At 68.0% G+C, this 22281-nt stretch carries 16 protein-coding genes and 2 pseudogenes; 13 read left to right on the plus strand and 5 right to left on the minus strand.

Annotated elements, in window-relative coordinates:
• Positions 1-193: 193 nt before the first annotated feature.
• Positions 194-1138, minus strand: a complete 945-nt coding sequence (locus tag ABIB51_RS07690) for a bifunctional methylenetetrahydrofolate dehydrogenase/methenyltetrahydrofolate cyclohydrolase (protein ID WP_354187069.1) — start codon at positions 1136-1138, stop codon at positions 194-196.
• A gap of 4 nt (positions 1139-1142) precedes the next feature.
• On the minus strand, positions 1143-2444 hold the full coding sequence (gene glyA / locus ABIB51_RS07695; RefSeq protein ID WP_354187071.1) for a serine hydroxymethyltransferase: 1302 nt from the start codon (positions 2442-2444) through the stop codon (positions 1143-1145).
• Between the two features lie 301 nt (positions 2445-2745).
• Between glyA and purU the strand changes: the two genes are divergently transcribed.
• The 3 genes from purU (at position 2746) to ABIB51_RS07710 (ending at position 4652) form a co-directional block, all read left to right on the plus strand.
• Positions 2746-3606: a formyltetrahydrofolate deformylase gene (gene purU / locus ABIB51_RS07700; protein ID WP_354187073.1), complete on the plus strand. Its 861-nt coding sequence runs from the start codon at positions 2746-2748 to the stop codon at positions 3604-3606.
• Between the two features lie 21 nt (positions 3607-3627).
• Positions 3628-4044, plus strand: coding sequence for a class I SAM-dependent methyltransferase (locus ABIB51_RS07705; RefSeq protein WP_354187075.1), 417 nt, complete (start codon positions 3628-3630; stop codon positions 4042-4044).
• 86 nt (positions 4045-4130) lie between these two features.
• Positions 4131-4652 carry a gamma carbonic anhydrase family protein gene (locus tag ABIB51_RS07710; RefSeq protein ID WP_354187076.1) on the plus strand — a complete coding sequence of 174 codons (522 nt, stop codon included), beginning with the start codon at positions 4131-4133 and terminating at the stop codon, positions 4650-4652.
• A 22-nt stretch (positions 4653-4674) separates the two neighbouring features.
• Here ABIB51_RS07710 and ABIB51_RS07715 read toward each other — a convergent pair whose 3' ends face one another.
• Together ABIB51_RS07715 and ABIB51_RS07720 are read right to left on the minus strand one after the other, a co-directional pair.
• Positions 4675-6381 carry a flavin monoamine oxidase family protein gene (locus ABIB51_RS07715; RefSeq protein ID WP_354187078.1) on the minus strand — a complete coding sequence of 569 codons (1707 nt, stop codon included), beginning with the start codon at positions 6379-6381 and terminating at the stop codon, positions 4675-4677.
• A complete protein-coding gene (locus tag ABIB51_RS07720; RefSeq protein ID WP_354187080.1) occupies positions 6378-7922 on the minus strand; it encodes an amino acid permease in 1545 nt (514 codons plus the stop codon). The genes ABIB51_RS07715 and ABIB51_RS07720 overlap by 4 nt, the downstream gene beginning before the upstream one ends.
• Before the next feature lie 175 nt (positions 7923-8097).
• Between ABIB51_RS07720 and ABIB51_RS07725 the strand changes: the two genes are divergently transcribed.
• A complete protein-coding gene (locus ABIB51_RS07725; RefSeq protein ID WP_354187082.1) occupies positions 8098-9705 on the plus strand; it encodes a PucR family transcriptional regulator in 1608 nt (535 codons plus the stop codon).
• Here ABIB51_RS07725 and ABIB51_RS07730 read toward each other — a convergent pair.
• Positions 9684-10481, minus strand: a complete 798-nt coding sequence (locus ABIB51_RS07730) for a nitrilase-related carbon-nitrogen hydrolase (protein WP_354187084.1) — start codon at positions 10479-10481, stop codon at positions 9684-9686. The genes ABIB51_RS07725 and ABIB51_RS07730 overlap by 22 nt on opposite strands.
• A gap of 206 nt (positions 10482-10687) precedes the next feature.
• Here ABIB51_RS07730 and ABIB51_RS07735 point away from each other — a divergent pair, with 206 nt between their 5' ends.
• The 9 genes and pseudogenes from ABIB51_RS07735 to ABIB51_RS07775 all read left to right on the plus strand — a co-directional run bounded on the left by ABIB51_RS07735 (position 10688) and on the right by ABIB51_RS07775 (position 22188).
• A complete protein-coding gene (locus ABIB51_RS07735; protein ID WP_354187086.1) occupies positions 10688-11878 on the plus strand; it encodes an ROK family transcriptional regulator in 1191 nt (396 codons plus the stop codon).
• Between the two features lie 131 nt (positions 11879-12009).
• Complete coding sequence (gene mmsA / locus ABIB51_RS07740) at positions 12010-13566, plus strand: multiple monosaccharide ABC transporter ATP-binding protein (RefSeq protein ID WP_354187088.1); 1557 nt, start codon at positions 12010-12012, stop codon at positions 13564-13566.
• A gap of 63 nt (positions 13567-13629) precedes the next feature.
• On the plus strand, positions 13630-14898 hold the full coding sequence (gene mmsB / locus ABIB51_RS07745) for a multiple monosaccharide ABC transporter permease (RefSeq protein ID WP_354187090.1): 1269 nt from the start codon (positions 13630-13632) through the stop codon (positions 14896-14898).
• A gap of 51 nt (positions 14899-14949) precedes the next feature.
• Positions 14950-16050: a substrate-binding domain-containing protein gene (locus ABIB51_RS07750; protein WP_354187092.1), complete on the plus strand. Its 1101-nt coding sequence runs from the start codon at positions 14950-14952 to the stop codon at positions 16048-16050.
• A gap of 235 nt (positions 16051-16285) precedes the next feature.
• Positions 16286-16651, plus strand: a pseudogene (locus ABIB51_RS07755) (ABC transporter permease); the annotation flags it as partial.
• Positions 16636-17262: pseudogene (locus tag ABIB51_RS07760) on the plus strand (ABC transporter ATP-binding protein); the annotation flags it as partial. The pseudogenes ABIB51_RS07755 and ABIB51_RS07760, both read left to right, overlap by 16 nt.
• 118 nt (positions 17263-17380) lie before the next feature.
• Positions 17381-18451 carry a Gfo/Idh/MocA family protein gene (locus ABIB51_RS07765; RefSeq protein WP_354187094.1) on the plus strand — a complete coding sequence of 357 codons (1071 nt, stop codon included), beginning with the start codon at positions 17381-17383 and terminating at the stop codon, positions 18449-18451.
• Positions 18452-20476: 2025 nt separating this feature from the next.
• On the plus strand, positions 20477-21688 hold the full coding sequence (locus ABIB51_RS07770; protein ID WP_354187096.1) for a serine/threonine-protein kinase: 1212 nt from the start codon (positions 20477-20479) through the stop codon (positions 21686-21688).
• On the plus strand, positions 21685-22188 hold the full coding sequence (locus ABIB51_RS07775) for a mucin-associated surface protein (RefSeq protein WP_354187098.1): 504 nt from the start codon (positions 21685-21687) through the stop codon (positions 22186-22188). The genes ABIB51_RS07770 and ABIB51_RS07775 overlap by 4 nt, the downstream gene beginning before the upstream one ends.
• Positions 22189-22281: the final 93 nt, after the last annotated feature.

Genomic DNA, 22281 nt, shown 5'->3' on the forward strand with positions numbered 1-22281 from the left:
GCAGAGGATTGTTTCGATACGAGTTCTGGCACCCGAATCACGGTAATGGATACCGCCGAACTATGAAAGAGTCTTTTCGTAAAAAATCCAGACGTTTGCCGTTCCGTTATTTGCCGGCGCTATTTTGCCGGAGAAACGCCAGGGCGCCGGCTCCCGAAGGAACCGGCGCCCTGGCGCGACTTAGCAGCCGGAGTCAGGCGTTCGCCGGGGAGCCGGCTTCGGCAGCGTGGCGTTCCGCGGTCTCCACCACGTTGGCGAGAAGCATGGCCCGGGTCATGGGGCCCACTCCGCCGGGGTTCGGTGAGAGCCACGCGGCGACGCCGGCCGCGGCGGGGTCCACGTCTCCGGTGACCACTGCCTTGCCGTTGCCGTCGTCGACCCGGCTGACGCCGACGTCGAGCACGATGGCTCCGGGCTTGAGGTCTTCCGCTTTGATCATGTGCGGCTGGCCCGCCGCGGCGATCACGACGTCGGCCTGCCGGAGTTCGGCGGGCAGGTCCACCGTGCCGGTGTGGGCCAGGATGACGGTGGCGTTGACGTCCTTGCGGGTGAGCAGGAGCCCCACCGGGCGGCCGATGGTGACTCCGCGGCCCACCACAAGCACGCGCTTGCCGTTGAGCTTGATCCCGTGCCGGGTGAGCAGCTCGACGCAGCCCTTGGGCGTGCAGGGCAGCGGTGAGGTCATGGGCCCGCTGACGTTGGCCACCAGCCGGCCCAGGTTCATCGGGTGCAGGCCGTCGGCGTCCTTCTCGGGATCCATGGCCTCCAGAATGACGTCCTGGTCGATGTGCGCCGGCAGCGGCAGCTGCACGATGTAGCCGGTGCATTCCGGGTTCTCATTGAGCTCCCGGACAACGGCCAGCAGGTCCTCCTGGCTGGTGTCCTCCGGCAGGTCGCGGCGGATGGACGTGATGCCCACCTCGGCGCAGTCCTTGTGTTTGCCGCCCACGTACCAGGTGCTGCCGGGGTCAGAGCCGACCAGGATGGTGCCGAGGCCCGGGACGATGCCCTTGGTCTTGAGGGCTGCCACGCGTTCCGTCAGCTCGGCCTTGATCGCGGCGGCGGTGGCCTTGCCGTCGAGGATCCGGGCAGTATTCGTTGCGTTGGTTGCTGTTGTTGCAGTCTCTGCAGAGGTCATCCGGTCACCACTGCTCGTGCTGCGGGTACAGCGGGAAGTCGGCGGCGAGCTTGTCCACGCGGTACTGCAGGGTCTCGATATCGGTGGCCGCACCGGACTTCAGCGCGGTGGCGATGATGTCCGCCACCTCGGTGAACTCCTCGGCGCCGAAGCCGCGGGTGGCCAGGGCCGGGGTGCCGATCCGCAGGCCGGAGGTGACCATCGGCGGGCGCGGGTCGAACGGCACGGCGTTGCGGTTGACGGTGATGCCCACGGAGTGGAGCAGGTCTTCGGCCTGTTGGCCGTCGAGCTGGGAGTTGCGCAGGTCCACCAGGACCAGGTGTACGTCCGTGCCGCCGGTGAGGACCGAGACGCCGGCGTCGGACACGTCGGACTGGTTGAGCCGGTCCGCGATGATCCGGGCGCCTTCCAGGACGCGTTCCTGGCGTTCCTTGAATTCCTCGGTACCGGCGATCTTGAAGGCGACGGCCTTCGCGGCGATCACGTGCATGAGCGGGCCGCCCTGCTGTCCCGGGAAGACGTTGGAGTTGATCTTCTTGGCCCACTCCTTCTTGGCCAGGATCACGCCGGAACGGGGGCCAGCGAGGGTCTTGTGGACGGTGGAGGTGACGACGTCGGAGTGCGGCACCGGGCTCGGGTGCAGGCCGGCCGCGACGAGTCCGGCGAAGTGGGCCATGTCGGTCCAGAGCAGGGCGCCCACCTCGTCGGCGATCGAGCGGAAGGCCGCAAAGTCGAGGTGGCGCGGGTAGGCGGACCAGCCGGCGATGATCACCTGCGGCTTCTCGGCGATGGCCTGTTCGCGCAGCTTGTCCATGTCGACCCGGAAGTTGCCTTCCTCGACCTGGTAGGCGGCGACGTTGTAAAGCTTGCCGGAGAAGTTCAGCTTCATCCCGTGGGTCAGGTGGCCGCCGTGCGCCAGCGACAGGCCCAGGATCTTGTCGCCCGGGGTGATCATGGCGGAGAGCGCCGCGGCGTTGGCCTGGGCGCCGGAGTGCGGCTGGACGTTGGCGTATTCGGCGTCGAAGAGCTCCTTGACCCGGTCGATCGCGAGCTGCTCGGCGATGTCGACGTATTCGCAGCCGCCGTAGTAGCGGCGGCCCGGGTAGCCCTCGGCGTATTTGTTGGTCAGCACCGAACCCTGGGCTTCCATCACGGCGCGCGGGGCGAAGTTCTCGGAGGCGATCATTTCCAGGGTGCCGCGCTGGCGGCCGAGTTCCTGGGCGAGGACGGCGGCAATTTCGGGATCAAGTTCGGCCAGCGGCTGGTTGCTCACGGCGGTCGAGGAAAGGTTAACGGAAGTAGTCACGAAGAACTCCTGGCTAGGCAACGGTCACTGCTTAAGGTCAGGTTACCGGCTGGCCCGCTGCGGCGCCCCTAGATTACGGGCCGGCGGATCCGGGCACGCGCTACGGGCTGGCACCCTTTTTGGGGATGCCGACGGCGGGGCGGCAGCTTGTGCTGCCGACCGGCAAAACATGACCCTCGGCCCAGGCGTACGATCCGTGGTCTTCGTGAGTGCCGCTCCCTGGTGGTTAGCCACCCAACGCCAGTTGCAACCATTAAAGCCTACCCCAGGCGCTGCCCCGCGCGCAGGTAGGCTGTTCATCGTGAATGACGACCAGCTGACTGCTTCCTACATCCTGACCCTGTCCTGCCCGGACCGGCCCGGCATCGTGCATGCCGTCGCCGGCGCCCTCCTCGTGGCAGGCAGCAATATTACGGACTCGCAGCAGTACGGCAGCCAAGGCACGGGCACGTTCTTTATGCGGGTCGAGGCGACGACGGCGACCGCCCAGGCCGAGCTGCACGCCGCCCTGGAGCCCGTGGCGCAGGCGTTCGGCATGCAGTGGAGCCTCAACCCGGCAGGCCGGAAGGTCCGTACCCTGCTGATGGCCAGCACCTCGGCCCACTGCCTCAACGACCTGCTGTTCCTGCAGCGCTCCGGAACCCTGCCGATCGAGATCCCGGCCATTGTCTCCAACCACCGGGACCTTGCCGGCCTGGCCGAGTTCTACGGCATCCCGTTCCACCACATCCCGGTCACCCGGGACACCAAGGCCCAGGCCGAGGACGAGCTGCGCGCGCTGATGGCGGAGCACGACGTCGAACTCACGGTCCTGGCCCGGTACATGCAGATCCTCTCCAACGAGCTGTGCACCGAGCTCACCGGCAAGGCCATCAACATCCACCACTCCTTCCTGCCGTCCTTCAAGGGCGCCAAGCCGTACCACCAAGCGCACGCCCGCGGCGTGAAGCTCATCGGGGCCACGGCACACTACGTCACGGCCGCCCTGGATGAGGGGCCGATCATCGAGCAGGAAGTCATCCGGGTGGACCACCGGCGCACGGCCGAGCAGTTCGTCCAGATGGGCCGGGACGTCGAGGGCCGGACCCTGGCCCAGGCCGTGCAGTGGCACGCCGAGCACCGCGTCCTGCTCGATGGAAACCGGACGGTTGTCTTTAATTGACCACGGACATTTACTGGAGGCATGGCAGCTTTGCGGCAGGACCGGCTTGCCGAGTTCGTGGCGCTGCTGAAGTCGGAGGGCCGGCGCGGCGTCCTGGGGCTTAACTGCGGCCACGGTGTGGACGGGCTGCACTTTGTCCAGTCCGGCATCCACTTCACCGGCGTGGACCCGTCCGAGGAAAACATCCACTCCGCCCGCGCCCGGGGTCTCGAGGCAACCGTGGCGGGGTCCGTCCCGCTGCCTTTCGCTGATTCGGCGTTCCCGTCCGTCTGGGCCGTGGACGCCCTGGTGGGCCTGCCGCCGGAGCAGTGGGACGACGTCGTCCGCGAGCTGGGGCGGGTGGCCGCCCCCGGCGCGCCGATCGCCGTCGTGCTCCCCGAACCCGGGCAGGGCTTTAGAGTCCTCCGCTCCCCGGGGCTGGCTCCTCCCTCCCGTTGAGCTATCGCTTACGGCGGCTATCCGGCCCTCAGAAGAACCACAACTGATAGCGCAACGGGGCGGGAGAGGTGTCCTAGGCTGGAGGCATGGCTCCTCTCTACGCTTTCGCCGGCGACACCCCGGCCGTCCATGACTCCGCCTTCATCGCACCGACCGCCTCGGTGATCGGCAAGGCCTCCCTCGCGGAAAATTCCAGCGCCTTCTACGGCGTCTCGGTCCGCGCCGACACCGCCGCAATCACCGTGGGCGCCGGGACCAACCTGCAGGACAACGTGGTGCTGCACGCGGACCCCGGCTTCCCCTGCACGGTCGGGGCCCGGGTGAGCGTCGGCCACAGCGCGGTCGTGCACGGTTGCACGGTCGAGGACGACTGCCTGATCGGCATGAGCGCCACCATCCTCAACGGCGCCGTGATCGGGGCAGGCTCCCTCGTGGCCGCCGGGGCGGTGGTGCTCGAAGGCACCGTGGTGCCGCCCCGCTCGCTCGTCGCCGGGGTGCCGGCCAAGGTCCGGCGCGAGCTCAGCGATGAGGAGTTCGCCGGCGTCCAGCACAACGCGGCGCACTACCAGGAGCTGGCGCGGGCCCACCGGGAGCTGCACAGCGCCTGAGCAGGCACGCGCGCAGGCCAGCTCAGTCCAGCGCGATCGGGCCCAGCTCATCCAGCAGTTCGCCCGGTCCCGGATTGCCCGGGGCCGACATTCCGCCCAGGTGGTTGACGACTCCCCAGACCGCGTTCAGCCCGGTGGTGACCGCACCTTCGGCCCAGCCGGCCGTGAAGGAGACGTCGTCGCCGGCAAGGAAGATCCCGCGTTGGTGCTCCGCCAGCTGGTCCTGCTTGAAGTGGGTGAAGAGCCGCTGCTGGTAGCGGTAATGCCCCGGCAAATTCGCTTTGAACGCGCCCATAAAGTTGGGGTCCGCTTCCCAGGAGACCGTGATGGGCTGGCCCACGATGTGTCCCGCGATGTCGACGTCGGGGTAGATCTGGGCGAGCGAGTGCAGCATCAGCTCCACGCGCTCGTCGGCATCGAGCGCCAGCCATTTCAGCGCGTCGTCGTTCCAGGTGTAGGACAGCAGGATCACGGCCGGCTGGTCCGGACCGTTGTCCAGCAGGTAGGTGGCCCGGTTCAGCCGGTCCGTCAGCGTCATGGACATGACCTCGCGGCCAGTGGCGGGATCGATGTCCTTCCAGAAGGGCCGGTCCACCATCACAAAGGTCTTGGACGACTGCATGTAGTGCGAGCGCTCGATCGCTGTCCAGAGCTCGGCCGGGAACAGCTTCTCTTCGGTGTGGATCCGGGTGGATAAGAGCCAGGACTGGCAGGTGGTCACCACGGCGGGGTAGGCGGACTCGCGGCCCCACCGTTCCCGGACCCGGAAGTTGGCGTCCCCGTCCCGGGCGATCCGGTTAACCGCGCCGCGCGGTGCCCCAGCATGCAGCGACGCGAGCGAGGTCCCATCCGGCCAGTGGGCCATGCCCGACGGCGCGTGCTGCCAGAGTGCCTCGGGGAGCCGCTGCGCTCCGCCGGCGATGAGCCGGTGCTGGTCGTCGGCGTCCGTATAGACAACGCGCAGGATTTCCAGGATGGAGTTGGGAAAGTCCGTGTCCCAGCCGCCGGTGCCGAATCCCACCTGGCCGAACGCCTCGCGATGGGAGAACCCGGCCTGCTTGAACGAGTCGCTGCCGGCGATGAAGCCGTAAAACGTCTGTTCGTCCAGCAGCGGGAGCAGCTCATTCCAGAGCTCCTTGATCCTGGCCGTGTCCCGGGCCCGGATGGCGTCCTGCATCTCGGTGAACCGGGCGCCGTCGTTGACGGCGGCCTTCCAGGCGTCGGCCACCTCGAGGAAGAACGGCGGGAGGTCCGCCGGGGTTTCGGCGTAGTACTTCTCCCCGGCGAGCTCGATCACCGTGCTGGAGGTGGCCCCCGCCAACGGGTTGGGGAAGTCCTGGGTTTCCAGCCCGAGCAGGTCCACATAGTGGTAGAAGGCCTTGCCTGAAACCGGGAACCGCATCCCGCCGAGGTCGGCGACGATGCCGGCTGCGGAAGGGAAACTCGCGGTGCGGAGGCGGCCGCCGATCTGGTCCGCTTCGTAGACCACCGGGCGCAGGCCGAGTTTCATCAGCTCATAGGCCGTGACCAGCCCCGAGAGGCCGGCACCAACCACTGCGACTTCGGTCCCGTACAGCTCGGCGGGTATAGTCCCCAGGCCGTCGGGGTGCGCCAGGTAGTGGTCGTAGCTGAACGGGAAGTCCGGATTCAGCATGGTGATCGGCGACTCGGCGGGGCCGCGACCCCAAGCATCCGGGCCGGGGGCGGGCAGTTCGGTGGCGGTGGTCATGAATGGCTGGCTTTCGTCGGTTCGGGGCTGGAGGCAGCGGTGTCGGTGGCTTGTCCGGCGGATAACTCACGGTATTCCTCGGAACTCATGGCCGCTACCCTCGAGTTCCGGCGCCCGTAGCCGAAGTAGGCGGCAACGCCCACGAGCATCCAGATGCCGAATGTCGCCCACGTGTCAGCGCCGAGGTTGGCCATCAGGTAGGCACACATCAGTGCTCCCAGGATGGGCGTGAGCGGAAACAGCGGGACACGGAAGGTCCGCTTGAGTTCCGGCCGCTTGCGGCGCAGGTAGATGACGGCGACGTTCACCAAGGCGAAGGCGAAGAGGGTGCCAATGCTGGTGGCGTCCGCCAGGGCGCCAAGCGGAACCAGACCGGCGGCGAGGGCCACCAGGATGCCCACGATCAGGGTGCCGGCTACCGGGGTGCCGGTCCGCGCCGAGACCCGGCCGAAGATTTTGGGGATCATTCCGTCCCGGGCCATGGACAGCAGAATTCGGGTCTGGCCGTAGAGGACGGTCAGCACGATGCTGGCGATGGCAAGGACGGCTCCGATGGCGAAAACCAGGGCGATCCATGGCTGGCCGGTGGTCTCCTCGAGGATTTTCACTAGGGCCGCTTCGGTGCCGTCGAACCAGCCCCACGGACGGGCCCCGATCGCCGCGACGGCGACGAGCACGTAGATGGTGGTGACGATCAGCATGGAGAGCAGAATGGCCCTCGGCAGGTCCCGCTTGGGGTTGCGGGCTTCCTCGCCGGCCGTGGAGGCCGCGTCGAAGCCGATGTAGGAGAAGAAAACGCTGGAAGCGGCGGCCGAGACGCCGGCAGCACCCATGGGCAGGAGCGGCTCGAAGTTGCCGGCGTTGAAGGCCGTGAAGGCCACGGCGCAGAAGAAGATCAGAATGCCGACCTTGATCACCACGATGGCGGTGTTGATCCAGGCGCTTTCCTTGGCCCCTCGGACCAGCAGCATCATGGCCAGGAGCACAATGACCATGGCAGGGACGTTCATCACACCGCCGTCGCCGGGTGGCTGCGAAATGGCCTCCGGAAGCGCCAGGCTGAAGACGCCCAGGGCTTCGTTGACGTACTGCCCTGCTCCGACGGCGACGGCGGCCACGGAGACGGCGTATTCCAGCACCAGGCACCAGCCGCAGATCCAGGCCATTCCTTCCCCCATGGTCGCGTAGGTGTAGGAGTAGCTGGAACCCGCTGCGGGGACCAGTCCGGCCATCTCGGCGTAGGAGACGGCGGAGAGCAGCGCCGCGAGCCCGGCGATGGCAAAGGAGATCCAGATCGCCGGGCCGGCCAGCGGCACCGATTCACCCAGGATCACCAGGATGCCGGTGCCGAGGGTGGCGCCGACGCTGATCATTGTCAGCTGGAACACGCCGAAGCTGCGGACCAGCCGGGTGCCGCCGTGGCCGGTTTCGGCTTCGCTGACGAGCTGTCCGATCGGCTTGCGGCGAAGCAGCTGCGCTGTCAGTCCGGGACGGCTGGCAAGGGCCGGGGGCCGTTCCCCGGTAAGAGTAGGCACAGTCATCGTTGACGTCCGTTCGTGAGTAGTGGTTGTTGTGTCCCCGGTTCAGCCTAGGGCTGTGAGCCAGCTCTCAGGGTTGTGCAAAATGACCTATAGTGGTCTGGCATGAGATGCATTGCACCACAACGGCCCGCCCCCTCCCGCTCCGCCGGGCGTGGCGTGCCAGCCGGATACCGCCGTGGCTGCTGAGGCCGCGGAACGGCTCGGCTTCGTCACGCTGGAGCAGTTCCTCCGGCAGCTACCGGAGGAACTCACCGTCCTGCACGACGGCGGCAACGGCGCCGGCCGGCTGCGCTGGGTGGAGCCGAGCGAACTCGAGGACCCGACGCCGTACCTGCTCGACGGGGAATTCCTGTTGACCGCCGGGCTGCCGTTCCTGGGCGAGGGCGGCGGCGCGGACCGTGTTGAGGCCTACGTGGAGCGCCTCGTCGGTGCCGGGGTCGGAGCGCTGGGGTTCGGCCTGGAACCCTACTTCGACGCTGTGCCCGAGGCCGTCGTCGAGGCCTGCCGGCGGCGCAACCTCACGCTCGTCGCAATCCCCCAGTCCGTCCCGTTCGCCGCGATCGGGCTCGAGTTCTCGCAGCTGCTGGAATCCGAGAACGCCACGACTTTCCGGCAGCTGGCCGACGCCAACCGGCAGCTCATGCGCGCCGTGCTGTCGTCCCGGCCAGAACACGAGCTGCTCGCGGCACTCGTGAAACGGGTCCCGGTGTGGGCCATCCTCGTCGGCGCGGACGGGCGGATCCGGGCCCGCGGCTCCGGCGGCGCGCACGACACCGGGCCGGCCCCCGGCCGGGAGCCGGCCGCGTTGCAGCCGCTGCTGGCGAAGCTGCTGAGCGGCAGCGGCCCCCGGGTGGAGCTGGACTCTTTCGACGACGCCGGTTCGGCCCTCGTGTTCGGCCATCCCCTGCGCAGCTCCCGCGACGCCAATTTGGGCGCGCTCGTCCTGGGCACGGACGCTCCGCTGACGCCGGCGCAAAACAGTGTGGTCTCAGCCGCCGTCGGCCTGCTGGAGCTCCTGGTCCGCCAGCGCACGAGCGGCTCGCTGGCACCCAGCCAGCTGGCCACGGCGCTGCTCCTGCACCCGGAAAGCCTCAGGCCGGGCGGGACCGAACACATCAACGGCCTCAAGGACCTCGTCGCGCAAAGTGTTTCCTCCGCCCGCTCCGGGCAGCTCCGCGTTGTCCAGGGAATCAACCTGACGGCCGCTGTACGCCGCGCCGGCGAGAGCCCGGTCCGCGAACTGCTGGAGTGGCGCAGGATGTTCGACACCAAGCTGGTGGAAATTACCGACTACGGTTTCGCGGCCATCACCAAGCTGAAGGTCGACGACGCCCTGCTGGCCGAGGTTGAGCGGCACGGTTGGCGCCTTGTGGTCGGCAGCGCAACCGAATTCGCCGGCCTGGCCGAGGCGTACCGGCGGGTTTCGTCCCTTCGCGGCCGGGTGCGGACCAGCGGGCACAGCGTCCGCGCTGACGACGTGACGCTCACCCTGACGGGGCTGCTGGGGGGCGAGGCGGGGGCCATGCTGGCGGGCCGGCTGCTGGCTCCGGTCCTCGGCCTGGAAGCCGAGCGCCGGGATACCCTGCTGGGGATCCTCCGCGCATGGCTGGGCGCGAACGGCAGCTGGGACGCCACGGCGAAGGCCACGGGGCTGCACCGCAACAGCGTCCGCCGCCACATCGGGACGCTCGCGGAGCTGCTGGACCTTGACCTCAACCAGGCCCAGGCGCGCGCCGAACTATGGATTGCCCTGCAGTACGTTCAGCCGCCCCAGGAACGGTAGGCCTCCGGCCGGAGGTCATCCAGATATGCCACTGCTTCTTCCGCGCCGCCGGGGGCAGGATCCGGGACTTCGGCCAGCAGCAGCTCCGGGCCCGAACCGGCTGCGGCCAGCAACGACCCGTCCGGGGCCGCGATCACGCTGCCGCCCAGGAAATCGCAGACGTCCTCCGTGCCGGAGTGGTTGGCGTAGGCGACCGTGACCTGGTTTTCCAGCGCCCGGGCCCGGACCAGCAGCTGGGGGACGGCCTCAAACCCCTCGGAAAGGGCGGTCGGGACCAGCACCAGCCTGGCCCCGCTCACGGCGGCGGCGCGGACCGTCTCGGGGAATTCGACGTCGTAGCAGATAACCAGGGCGGTCGGGACCCCGTGGAGGTCAACCACCGCAGGGGCGGCGTCGGCCGGGGTGAAAGCATGTCGCTCCTCGGCTCCGAACAACTGGACTTTTGCATAGCTGAGCAACTCGGTGCCCTGCGCGTCGACGAGGGTGGCCGTAATCTGCCAGGCACCCGCCCCGGTGACGGCCGGCAGGCTGTAGACCAGGGCGATGCCGTGGCGGGCGGCGATTGCGGCCAGGGTCCGGCGGATGGACGGAAGCGTGGCGGGATCGAGCTCCGCGCGGATCCTTCGCGGCGCGTAGCCCACGGGAAACAGTTCCGGGGTGAGCAGCACGTGGGCGCCGGCTGCGGCGGCCTTCCCTGCCGCCTCGTCCACCGCGGCGCAGTTCGCCTCTACGTCCAGCACGGCGGCATTCGCCTGCATCAGGGCCAGCAGCACCATTCCACCTCAGCATCTCCAGGCGTCCGCACCGGGTGGCGGACGATCGTCCCCCTCAGCCTAGCCACGCGGCGCAACAGTGCCTCCGGTGCATTTCGGCCCGGCTATGGCCGGGGTGGGACGGAATGCCCAGCCGGTTCCCCGCAGCCACCGCCCTGCCTTGCGTTAACTTCTTGACTACAAGCCCCGAATGCGTCACGCTTCATTGCATGCCCTCACCAACGCGCTCAACGAGGAGCCGAACCAAAAACCCCGGATCACAATCCGCACTCCGGCACCTGAACCAGCAGCGGATCATCGAATGCCTCCTGGCGGGGCCTTCCACCCAGGCCGAACTGGCACGGCAGACCGGGCTTTCCACCGCCACGGTCTCCAACATAGTGCGGATCATGCAGGAGGCCGGCCTGGCGTCCACCGAGCCGATCACCAGCTCCGGACGGCGTGCCCTCAACGTCCGGCTCAACAGCAACGGCGCCGTCTCCGTAGGCATCGACTTCGGCCGCCGGCACCTGCGGGTGGTGCTCGCGTCCCTCAGCTACCACGTGATCGCGGAGGAGTCCGTGCTGCTGCCGCTGGGCCACCACGCCGAGGAAGGCATCTCCGCCGCCGTCGGACTGCTGGACCGGCTGCTCGTCGACGGCGGGGTGGAACGCAGCGCCGTGGTCGGGGCCGGCGTCGGCATCCCAGGCCCCATCGACCGCCGCACCGGGACCGTGGCGCAGGGTGCCATCCTCCCCGAATGGGTAGGCATCAACATTCTGCAGCGGCTCGAGGAAGCGCTGGATCTCCCGGTTTTCGTGGACAACGACGCAAACCTGGGCGCCTTATCCGAGGTCACCTGGGGGCCTCACAGCGGCATCAACAACCTGATGTTCCTCAAGATCGGTTCCGGCATCGGCGCGGGGCTGATCCTCAATGGCCTGCCCTACTACGGCAACGTCGGGATCACCGGCGAGATCGGCCACGCCACCATCCACGAACACGGCCTCATCTGCCGTTGCGGAAACCGCGGCTGCCTCGAAACGATCGCCTCGACCACCACCATGATCGAGCTCCTGGGCCGCGGCGAGGACAAGCCGCTCACCCCGGAGGACATCGTCCGCAAGGCCCTCGCCAGGGACTCCGCGACCCTGCGCGTGGTGGACGACGCCGGCCTCGCCGTGGGCCGGGCTTTGGGCAATGTGGCGAACCTGATCAATCCCGAAGTGATCGTGGTGGGCGGCCCGCTCGCGGGACTCGGCGAACTGCTGCTCGATCCGATCCGGAGGGGGCTGGTCCGGCACGCGGTGCCGGTGATCGGGGAGACCACCACCCTCACCATGTCCTCGCTCGGCAACCGCGCCGAGGCCCTCGGAGCCACCGCCCTGGTCTTCCAACACGCCGGTATCCGGCGGGGCTAAGCTATTTGTTATCGGGCTGTTGCGTTAAAGACTTGACGACAAGGCCTGTGATCCAGTTTACTTTTCCATCAGACGGCCCTGCGGTTTGCAGGGGCGGACAACGAAGTCATGCATTGGAGGCGTAAGGGCAGATGACGTCCCTCAACACGCACAGCGATCCGATAATTCTCGAGATGCGCTCCATCACCAAAGAGTTCCCCGGCGTTAAAGCATTGGCCGAAGTGAACCTGCGGGTGAAAGCCGGTGAGATCCACGCCATTTGCGGTGAAAACGGTGCTGGAAAGTCCACCCTGATGAAGGTGCTCTCCGGTGTCTATCCCTTCGGCAGCTACACCGGCGACATCGTCTACCAGAGCGAAGTCCAGGAATTCAAGGACATCCGGGCCAGCGAGCACGCCGGCATCGTGATCATCCACCAGGAACTCGCGCTGATCCCCGAGCTGTCCATCATGGAGAACATCTTCCTCGGCAACGAGCCCGCCAAGCGCGGCGTGATCGACTGGGCCGAGGCCCGGCTCCGTTCCACCGAGCTGCTGGCCCGCGTGGGCCTCCGCGAGGACCCGGACACTCCGGTGAAGGAAATCGGCGTCGGCAAGCAGCAGCTCGTCGAAATCGCCAAGGCGCTGAACAAGTCCGTGAAGCTCCTCATCCTGGACGAACCCACCGCGGCCCTGAACGAATCCGATTCCCAGCACCTCCTGGACCTGATGCTCGGCCTCCAGGGCCGCGGCATCACGTCCATCATCATTTCCCACAAGCTCAACGAGATCGAGCAGATCGCCGACTCCATCACCATCATCCGCGACGGCAAGTCGATCGAGACGCTGAACGTCAAAGCCGACGGCGTCGACGAGGACCGCATCATCAAGGGCATGGTGGGCCGGACCCTGGAATCCCGGTTCCCGGACCACGAGCCCAAGATCGGCGAGGTCTTCTTCGAGGTCAAGAACTGGAACGTCGGCCACCCGGCAGTCCAGGACCGCATGGTCTGCAAGAACTCCAACTTCTTCGTCCGGCGCGGGGAGATCGTCGGCTTCGCCGGGCTGATGGGCGCCGGCCGCACCGAGCTTGCCCGCTCCATTTTCGGACGGTCCTACGGCCGCTTCCTCTCCGGGGAGGTCTACATCAACGGCAAGGAGGTCGAGCTCAAGAGCGTCCGCCAGGCGATCGATGCCGGCCTGGGCTACGTCACCGAAGACCGGAAATCCCTCGGGCTGAACCTGCTGGACGACATCAAAGCCACCACCGTGTCGGCCAACCTGCGCAAGGTCAGCAAACACAACGTGATTGACGCCAACAAGGTCTTCACGGTCGCCGAGCAGTACCGGAAGTCCCTGCGGACCAAGGCGCCGTCCGTGGAGGAGGGAGTGGCCAAACTCTCCGGCGGCAACCAGCAGAAGGTGGTGCTGGCGAAATGGATGTTCACGGAACCTGAACTGCTGATCCTGGACGAGCCCACCCGCGGGATCGACGTCGGCGCGAAGTACGAGATCTACGGCATCATCCAGCAGCTGGCCAACCAGGGGAAGGGCGTCATTGTCATTTCCTCGGAACTGCCCGAGCTGCTGGGGCTTTCGGACCGCATCTACACCATTTTCGAAGGCGCCGTCACCGGTGTGCTGAACAAGGACGAAGCCAGCCAGGAAAGCCTCATGAAACTCATGACTTCCGCCCGCAAGTCGGCCTGAGCCCCTGCGGCCATCCAGAACACTCCGAACACTCCGAACACTCCGGAAACAAGGACAGAAAAAATGAACGCGCTCAAGAAGCTCTTTGGTGGGAACACCCGCCAATTCGGCATGATCTTCGCCCTGGTGGCCCTGATCGTCTTCTTCCAGATTTTCACCGAGGGCCGCACGCTCACCCCGGGCAACGTCATCAACCTCTTCAACGGCAACTCCTACATCCTGATCCTCGCCATCGGCATGGTCCTGGTGATCATCGCCGGCCACATTGACCTCTCCGTCGGCTCCGTGGCCGCCTTCGTGGGCGTCAGCGTGGCGCTCATCATGCGCGACTGGAACACCCCCTGGTACCTGGCCGTCCTGCTGGGGCTGCTGCTCGGCGCCCTGATCGGGGCGTGGCAAGGATTCTGGACGGCCTACGTCGGCATCCCGGCGTTCATCGTGACGCTGGCGGGCATGCTCATTTTCCGCGGCGCCAACCAGTTCGTCGGCAAATCCAACACCATCCCGGTTCCCAACGACTTCCAGTACATCGGTTCCGGCTACCTGCCGGAGGTCGGGCCCAACACCGGGTTCAACAACCTGACGCTGCTGCTGGGCCTGCTGGCCGTCGCCTGGGTGGTCTACAGCGAGCTCCGCTCCCGCCGCACCGCCAAGGCCCTGGGCGCCGAGGTCCCCGAAGCCTGGGTCACCATCACCAAGTTGGTCCTCGTCTGCGGCGCGATCCTCTACGCCACGTACCTGTTCGCCACCGGCCGGCCCGGCACGTCCTTCCCGATTCCGGGTCTGATCCTCGCCGTCCTGGTCATCATTTACGGCTTCATCTCCTCCAAAACCATCGTCGGCCGCCACATCTACGCGGTCGGTGGCAACCGGCACGCTGCCGAGCTCTCCGGCGTCCAGTCCAAGAAGGTCAACTTCCTGGTCATGATGAACATGTCGATCCTGGCCGGACTCGCCGGCATGATCTTCGTCGGCCGCTCCACGGCCTCGGGCCCGTTCGACGGCGTCGGCTGGGAACTGGACGCCATCGCGGCCGTGTTCATCGGCGGCGCCGCGGTGACCGGCGGCGTCGGCACCGTGATCGGCTCGATCGTCGGTGGCCTCGTGATGGCCGTGCTGAACAACGGCCTGCAGCTCCTCGGCGTCGGCGCCGACCTGACCCAGATCATCAAGGGCCTGGTGCTCCTGATCGCCGTCGCTTTCGACGTCTACAACAAGACCCAGGGCAAGAAATCGATCATCGGCCTGATGATGAAGAACTTCGGCCGCGGCAACGAGATCAAGCCCGACGAGACCACGTCCACCAAAGAGGTCATCTCCAAGGGAGCCTGATCCGACCCCCAAAAATTCTCCGCACACCATCTAAAGAAAGTGAACCAAGCAATGCAACTGATTGGTAAAGCAGGAAAGGCAGCAGCAATCGCTGCTATTGCGGCACTGGCGCTGACAGCCTGCGGCCGCACCGACAGCGGAACTTCCGGCGGTTCCACCGCCGGCGGCGAGGCATTCCCGAAGAACTCCTCGATCGGCGTCGCGCTCCCGCAGAAGACCTCGGAAAACTGGGTGCTGGCAGAGAAGCTGTTCAACGACGGCCTCAACGGCGCCGGCTTCAAGGCAGATGTGCAGTTCGCCAACGGCGGCGTTTCGGAGCAGCAGAACCAGATCAGCGCCATGGTCACCAAGGGCGCCAAGGTCATCATCGTCGGCGCCATCGACGGTGCGCAGCTGGGCACCCAGCTCAAGCAGGCCAAGGACTCCGGCGCCACGATCATCGCGTATGACCGTCTGCTCCTGAACACCGAGAACGTGGACTACTACGTGGCCTACGACAACTTCAAGGTCGGTGTCCTGCAGGGCCAGGCGCTGCTGGACGGGATGAAGGCCAAGAAGCCCGAAGGCCCGTACAACATCGAACTGTTCGCCGGCTCCCCCGACGACGCCAACGCGAAGGTCTTCTTCGACGGCGCCATGAGCATCCTGAAGCCGAAGATCGACGACGGCACCCTGAAGGTGCTCTCCGGCCAGACCACGTTCGAGCAGGCCGTGACCCAGGGCTGGAAGGCAGAGAACGCCCAGCGTCGTGCCGACACCTTGCTCAGCGGCACCTACGGCAGCGCGAGCCTCGACGGCGTGCTGTCCCCGAACGACACGCTGGCCCGCGCCGTCCTGACCTCGGTCAAGGCCGCAGGCAAGCCGCTGCCGGTCATCACGGGCCAGGACTCCGAGGTTGAGTCCGTCAAGTCCATCCTCGCCGGTGAGCAGTACTCCACCATCAACAAGGACACCCGCAAGCTCGTTGAGCACGCGATCACCATGGTCAAGGACATCCAGGCAGGCAAGAAGCCCGAGGTCAACGATGACAAGTCCTACAACAACAAGGTCAAGACCGTTCCCGCGTACCTGCTGGAGCCGGTCATCGTGACCAAGGAGAACGTCAAGACGGCCTACGCCGACGATCCGGTACTCGGACCGCTGACCAAGTAGTTCCCGCCAGCACGGCTTGAGGCGCAAGCCCCAGGCAACACGAGAGCCCCGGCTCCCCCGCAAGGGAGGGCCGGGGCTCTTCTGCGTGTTGCGGGCTGCGCGGCCGCGCCCCGCCGACAGCGCCGGGGTCCTTCACAGCCCACGCATAGCTTGGCTGTGATCTCCGCACAGCGGGCCGTACCACTGTGGGAGCAGCAGCCGGCCACTCAGAGCCGGCCTGATCCCAAGGAGTCCCGTGAGCGTGATCGCCCGGAGTGTAGGCAACGCCTTGAGAAACAAGGTCAGGACCGCGGCCGTGGTGGCCGTGCTGGCCGTGCTGGCCGTAGCCATCGGCCTCGCCCTTGCCATGCTCGTCGCCAACCAGGCCGTTGCTGCCAAGGTCGCCGACTTGAACGCCTCGGTCGGCACCGTGCTCACCGTCAACCCGGCCGGCGGCCAGGGCTTCGAAGGCGGTGGCGAGCCGCTCACCGCCGAACAGGCCGCCACGGCGGCAACGGTACCGAACGTCACCGCCGTCGTCGGCACCAAGGCGCTGCGCCTTCGCAATGCCGCCGCCGCGGCCCAGACCGGGGCGGGAGGGCCCGGCTCGAGCAGGGCACCCTGGCCTCCATTGTGGGCAAAAGCGGCAGCGGCAAGAGCACGCTGCTATCCCTCCTGGGCGCCCTCGACAAGCCCACCAGCGGGGACGTGCTGGTCAACGGCGTGAGCCTGGCCGGCATGCCGGACAGCAAGCTGACCGAGTACCGCCGCCGCGATATCGGCTTTGTGTTCCAGCAGTTCAACCTGATCCCCAACCTCTCCGCGGTGGACAACGTGATGCTGCCGATGGAGTTCGCCGGGCTGCGCAAGGGCGCCCGGCTGCAGCGCGCCCGGGAACTGCTGGAACAGGTCCAGCTTGACCCGGAGAAGCACGTCCGGCGGATCAACCGTCTCTCCGGCGGCGAGCAGCAGCGGGTGGCGATCGCCCGGGCCCTCGCCAACGAACCGCAGCTGATCCTGGCCGACGAGCCCACCGGCAACCTGGACGAACAGACCGGCGAGCACATCATCGAGCTGCTCAGCTCGCTGAGCCGGGACCACAACACCACCATCCTTGTCGTCACCCATGACCGGTCCCTGGCCAACAAGACGGAGCGGCGGTTCCGGCTGCAGCAGGGCCGGCTCACCGAGGAACCCGCCCGCAGCCGGGCCGGGGCTGGCGTGGCCGGGTAGCCAGGCGCTAAGCGGTGGGGCCGGGCCGAGCGGTGGGGCCGGGCGGGGGCGGCCCCACCCGCTGGCCGTCCGGCGTCGTATCCGTGGCCGTCCCCCGCCCGGGTGAGAGGATGGCAGCATGACTGCCCTCATCGCGAAGCCCTGGCTGTCCGGCCAGAAGGACCAGGATCCCCGAACGGCCACCGGAGCGAGATTGCGCTGGGGCGTCATCGCCACCGGCGGCATAGCCGCGTCGGTCACCCGGGACCTCGAGCTCCTGCCGGATGCCGAACTCTACGCCGTCAGCTCGCGCACCCAGGCGGCTGCCGACGCGTTCGCCGCCGACTACGGCTTTGCCCGGGCCCATGGGGACGACGCCGGCCAGACCGGGTACCAGCGGCTGCTCGCCGACGACGCCGTCGACGTCGTGTACGTGGCGACCCCGCACGCCTACCACCACAAGATAGTGCTGGCCGCCCTGCACGCCGGGAAGCATGTGCTGTGCGAAAAGGCCCTTACCGTGAACGCCCGGGAGGCCGCTGAACTCGTGACGCTGGCCCGGGCCAAGGGGCTGTTCCTGATGGAGGCCATGTGGAGCCGGTTCCTGCCCGGTATGCAGAGGGCCTTCGAGATCGCCGCCTCCGGCGAAATCGGCGAGGTCAAATGGGTCGGAGCGGACCTCGGCTTCCCCGCGCCGTATTCGCCCACGTCCCGCCTGTGGGCACCGAAGGACGGCGGCGGTGCACTGTTGGACATCACCGTCTACCCGCTGCTGTGGGCGCTCGGCACGCTCGGATTCCCGCAGACCGTCAGCGCCACCGGCTGGGTCAACGATGACGGCGTCGACGCGCAGAATGCCCTCACCCTGGGGTACCACCACGGAGCCCAGGCCCAGCTGACCTCCTCGCTGCTGGCCCACGGTCCCCGCACCGCCACCGTCGCCGGTAGCGCAGGATTCCTGCAGACAACCGGCTCCATCAACAACCCCAAGGAACTCCAGGTCCGGGTCGGGTTCGACGACGTCCGCAGCGAACGCTTCGACGTCGTCGGACGGGGCTACACCTACGAGCTGCGCGAAGTGACCCGCTGCATCCAGCAGGGGCTCACGGAGAGCCCGGTCATGCCGCTGGAGGACTCGTTGAACACCATGCGACTCTTCGACGGCGTCCGCGCCCAGCTGGGTGTGAGCTACGCGACCGACGCCCGCTGACGGTGCCGGAGAGGGCGTAAATACGCCGCCTTTTCCGCGTGAATCCGCCGTTCTTTGTGCGCACTCTGGACTGACCCCGGCGGCCGGACTTACCCTGTAGTAAATCGGTGAGCTTTCGGGGAATGGGGTGTGCGCATGGACCCAGCATCAGTCCTTCGGCGCGCGCGCCGCCCAATCCGGCGGGTGATTCTGGCTGGCGTCGCCGGAGTCGCCTGGCTGGCGCTTTCGGCGTCAGCTGCAAGCGCCGACGACGCCGCCACCTCGGTCGCGATGACCAATGTCAGCAGTGCATCTATGGCCACGGCGCGCGCGGCCCCGTGGGGTATCGCGGGAACGTACGAGACAGCCTCCGACATCGCCGAGGAAGGGCTGAGTATAGACGCACCTCACCCCACCCCGTCCTCCTCGCAACCGCTTCCGGTCAGTACGCGTGCCGCACCGTCGCCGACCCTCCCCGCGGCAAGCGCCGTCCCTGCACCCCCGGCGTCCGTCCCTGCCACGGCGCGACCCACGCCGGTCCCGACGGCGTCCCCAACGGCGTCCCCATCCGCGTCTGAACGAGCAGCCGCTCCGGATCCCGGCACCACCGCCCCGGCTCCCGACCCGACTGCTCCGGTCGCGGATCCCACGCCGCCTGCCCCGGACCCCGCAGTACCCGGCGGCCCGGTAGCCGACCCGACCAAGCCCGCACCGGACCCGACGAAGCCCGTCTCCGACCCGAGCACGCCTCCGCCTGACCCGACCACGCCTGCGACCGACCCGAGCTCGCCTGCGCCGGACCCCACCCAGCCCGTCTCCGACCCGAGCATGCCTCCGCCTGACCCGACCACGCCTGCGACCGACCCGAGCTCGCCTGCGCGGGACCCCACCCAGCCCGTCTCCGACCCGACAAACCCTGCGCCCGATCCCGCTAAGTCCGCCCCGGATGAGACCCCGCCTGCACCGGGTCCCACCGGGCCCGCTCCGGACGCGACCACGCCTGCACCTGACCCGGCAGGTCCCCTTCCCGGCGACCCCGTCGCCTACCCCGCCCCAGCGGATTCCGTGATTCCCGGGCCGTCCGACGTCCGCCTCCCCTCCGCGGGTACCGGAGTCCAGCCGGGCCGGCAGACTGCGACACCAGCCGTCCATGGAGCCGGCCCCAGCTGCGGCGCCCAACCCCAAACGGGGTCACGTCCGCGGGCGGTGATGGCAGCCCGGGCTGAGCCTCAGCGCGTCATCCGCACGGTCAATGATGGGCCCCAAACATCCCGTGCAGACCGCGCTGCACCCCCTCCGCCGGCTCCTGCCGACGCACCCGCCCCCGCTGATCCGCCGGCCATCCCCGGCGACCCAGGCCCGGCTGACGGCAATGACGGGCCCAGCCCGTGGCACCGCGGGCCGGGACTGCCTGGGCCTGATGCCCTGCCCGCCGCCCCCGGTTCGGGCTCCGGCAACGCCCCCCAGTCCAACGGCCCCGCGGGTTCGGCGGCTTGGCTGCCCAGCCTGTACTTGATCATCCCCACGGCCGAGGCCGACCCCATCCGGGGCCCGCTCCAGCACGAGCACGCCGCGTTCGCTGCTGACCCCGGTTCATCTCCTGACTAGTTGGCCGTCTCTGCCTCCACAGAGCACGGCCAATCGGGTTGCCCTGAGGCGCCCGCCAACAGTCATTCAGGAGATTTCCAATGGACGCCCTCGTCCCCGCCCGGATATCCGGCACCCCTTTTTCCGGAACACAAGCTCCCGTTGCCGCGGCTTCGGCCCGGTTCACGACCCCACTGCCGCTGAGACGGCGAAAACCGGCGCGTCAGCAGGATGAACACCCCCCTTAGTGAAGCCAACCGCTCCCGTTGTGGTCCTTTGACCGCCGGAACGAAGTCGTTGGGTCCGCTGGGGGACTCAACGGCATGAACTGGCTCCGGCGGGGACCCCGCTCCCACATCGCGGCCCTTGAGACGGCCGCGATGTGGGGGCGGCGCATACCCGTCCCCGTACTATTCTTGAGGGGCGCCGCCGGGGCGCACGGGGAAAGGACGGGACAACGTGGACATTTCGCCCAACAGCGTCGCGGTTGAGTTCGTGGGCAGCCGCTACCGGCTGGGGGAAGTGATCGGACGCGGCGGCATGGCCTCCGTCTACACGGCCCGGGATGTGAACCTGGGCCGGGACGTGGCGCTCAAGCTGTTCGCCCCGCAGTCGGCTGATCCTGACGAACTCCGCCGGCAGGAGGCCGAGATTGAACTCCTGGCGACGCTGAACCATCCAAGCCTCGTCACCCTCTTCGACGCGGGAACGGACACCCGGATCCCCGATGAGCCGCGGCCGTTCCTGACCATGGAACTGGTGGACGGCCAGGACCTCCGGACCAGGATCCGGCACAGCCCCCTGCCGCTCAACGAACTGGCCGTCGTCGGCGCCGGCGTGGCAGACGCGCTGGCCTACGTGCACGCGCTGGGAATCCTCCACCGCGACATCAAGCCCGCCAATATCCTGCTGGTTCCCGGCCGCCCCGGTGAGCCCCTGCGGCCAAAACTCACGGATTTCGGCATCGCGCGGATCATGGACGGGACCCGGCTCACGGCCACCGGCACCATGGTCGGAACCGCCGCGTATCTGAGTCCGGAACAGGCCCGGGGCGCCGATTTGGGCCCGGCCAGCGATATTTACTCGCTGGGACTCGTGATGCTCGAGTGCATCAAGGGCGAGATCGAATTCCCCGGCAGCGCGGTGGAATCCGCCGTCGCCCGCCTGCACCGGGCCCCTGCCATCCCGGACACCGTCCCGGCCGAATGGGCGCAGCTGATCCGGGCCATGACTGCCCTTGATCCGATGGACCGCCCGGCGGCCGCGGACCTGGAAGTGGCGCTGCGCCAGGCCCTCGTCGCGCCCCACTCGCTGCCAGGGTTGCTGGCCGAGGAACGAACCCGTGTGCTTCCCGCCCCACCGGCCAGGCCGCCGCGGCTGCCGGAGAAGGCTGCCGGAACGCGCCTCACGCACCAGCTGGACCCGGATGCGGTGACCGCACCCCGCAGGAGCACCGGCTCCTTCGTGTCCCGCACCGTCTCCCGCGTCCGGCAGGGCGGCCGCCGCACCCGGGTCGTTGTGGTCCTCGCCGTGCTGGCCGTGCTCGCAGTGGCTGCGACCGCCACCATCTCCTTCATGACGCCGCAAGCGCCCGCCGTCGTCCCTTATCCGTCCGTCTCGGGCAGCCTGGGCGAACAACTGGCGCAGTTGCAGAAGAGCGTGCAGCCATGAGGCAACACGACAGCCGGCGGGGCCCTGTCCGCCGCGGTCCCGGCACGGTTCTGGCCGGATTCCTGTTCAGTGCAGCCCTGCTGACAGGCGCCCTGGCCGGTTGCGGCGCCCCCGCTGCTGAGCTGGACCGGGACGCAGCCGCCCAGCTTCAGTCCAAGGTCCTGGCAGTGACCGAGGCAGCCGCCGCCAACGATCCTGCAACCTCGCTGAAGCTCCTCGACGAACTGGCGACGGAACTGGACGCGGCGGCCTCCCGCGGAGCGGTGTCCTTCAACCGCCACCAGAGCGTCCGGACTTCCATCGAGGCTGTCCGGGTCGATCTGACGTCCCAGCAGGCCGCCGCCGCCGAGGCGGTCAGGGCCGCGGCTGAACAAGAGGCAGCCGCAAAGGCCGCCGCCAAGGCAGCTGCCGACGCCGCCGCGGCCGCCCCGCCGCCCGTCGTGATCGCTCCCGCGCCGGAAAATCCGGGAAAAGGCGGCAAAGCGAAGGGTAAGGACTAGGGCGCCGGTTGAGGTCCTTAAACGCCGACGGCGCACCGGGGCTCCCGGTGCGCCGATCTGCTGAGCCGCCGTGCCGCTAGGGCACGGCGTGCC

The sequence above is a fragment of the Arthrobacter sp. UYCu712 genome (assembly GCF_040547005.1).
GTDB lineage: Bacteria > Actinomycetota > Actinomycetes > Actinomycetales > Micrococcaceae > Arthrobacter.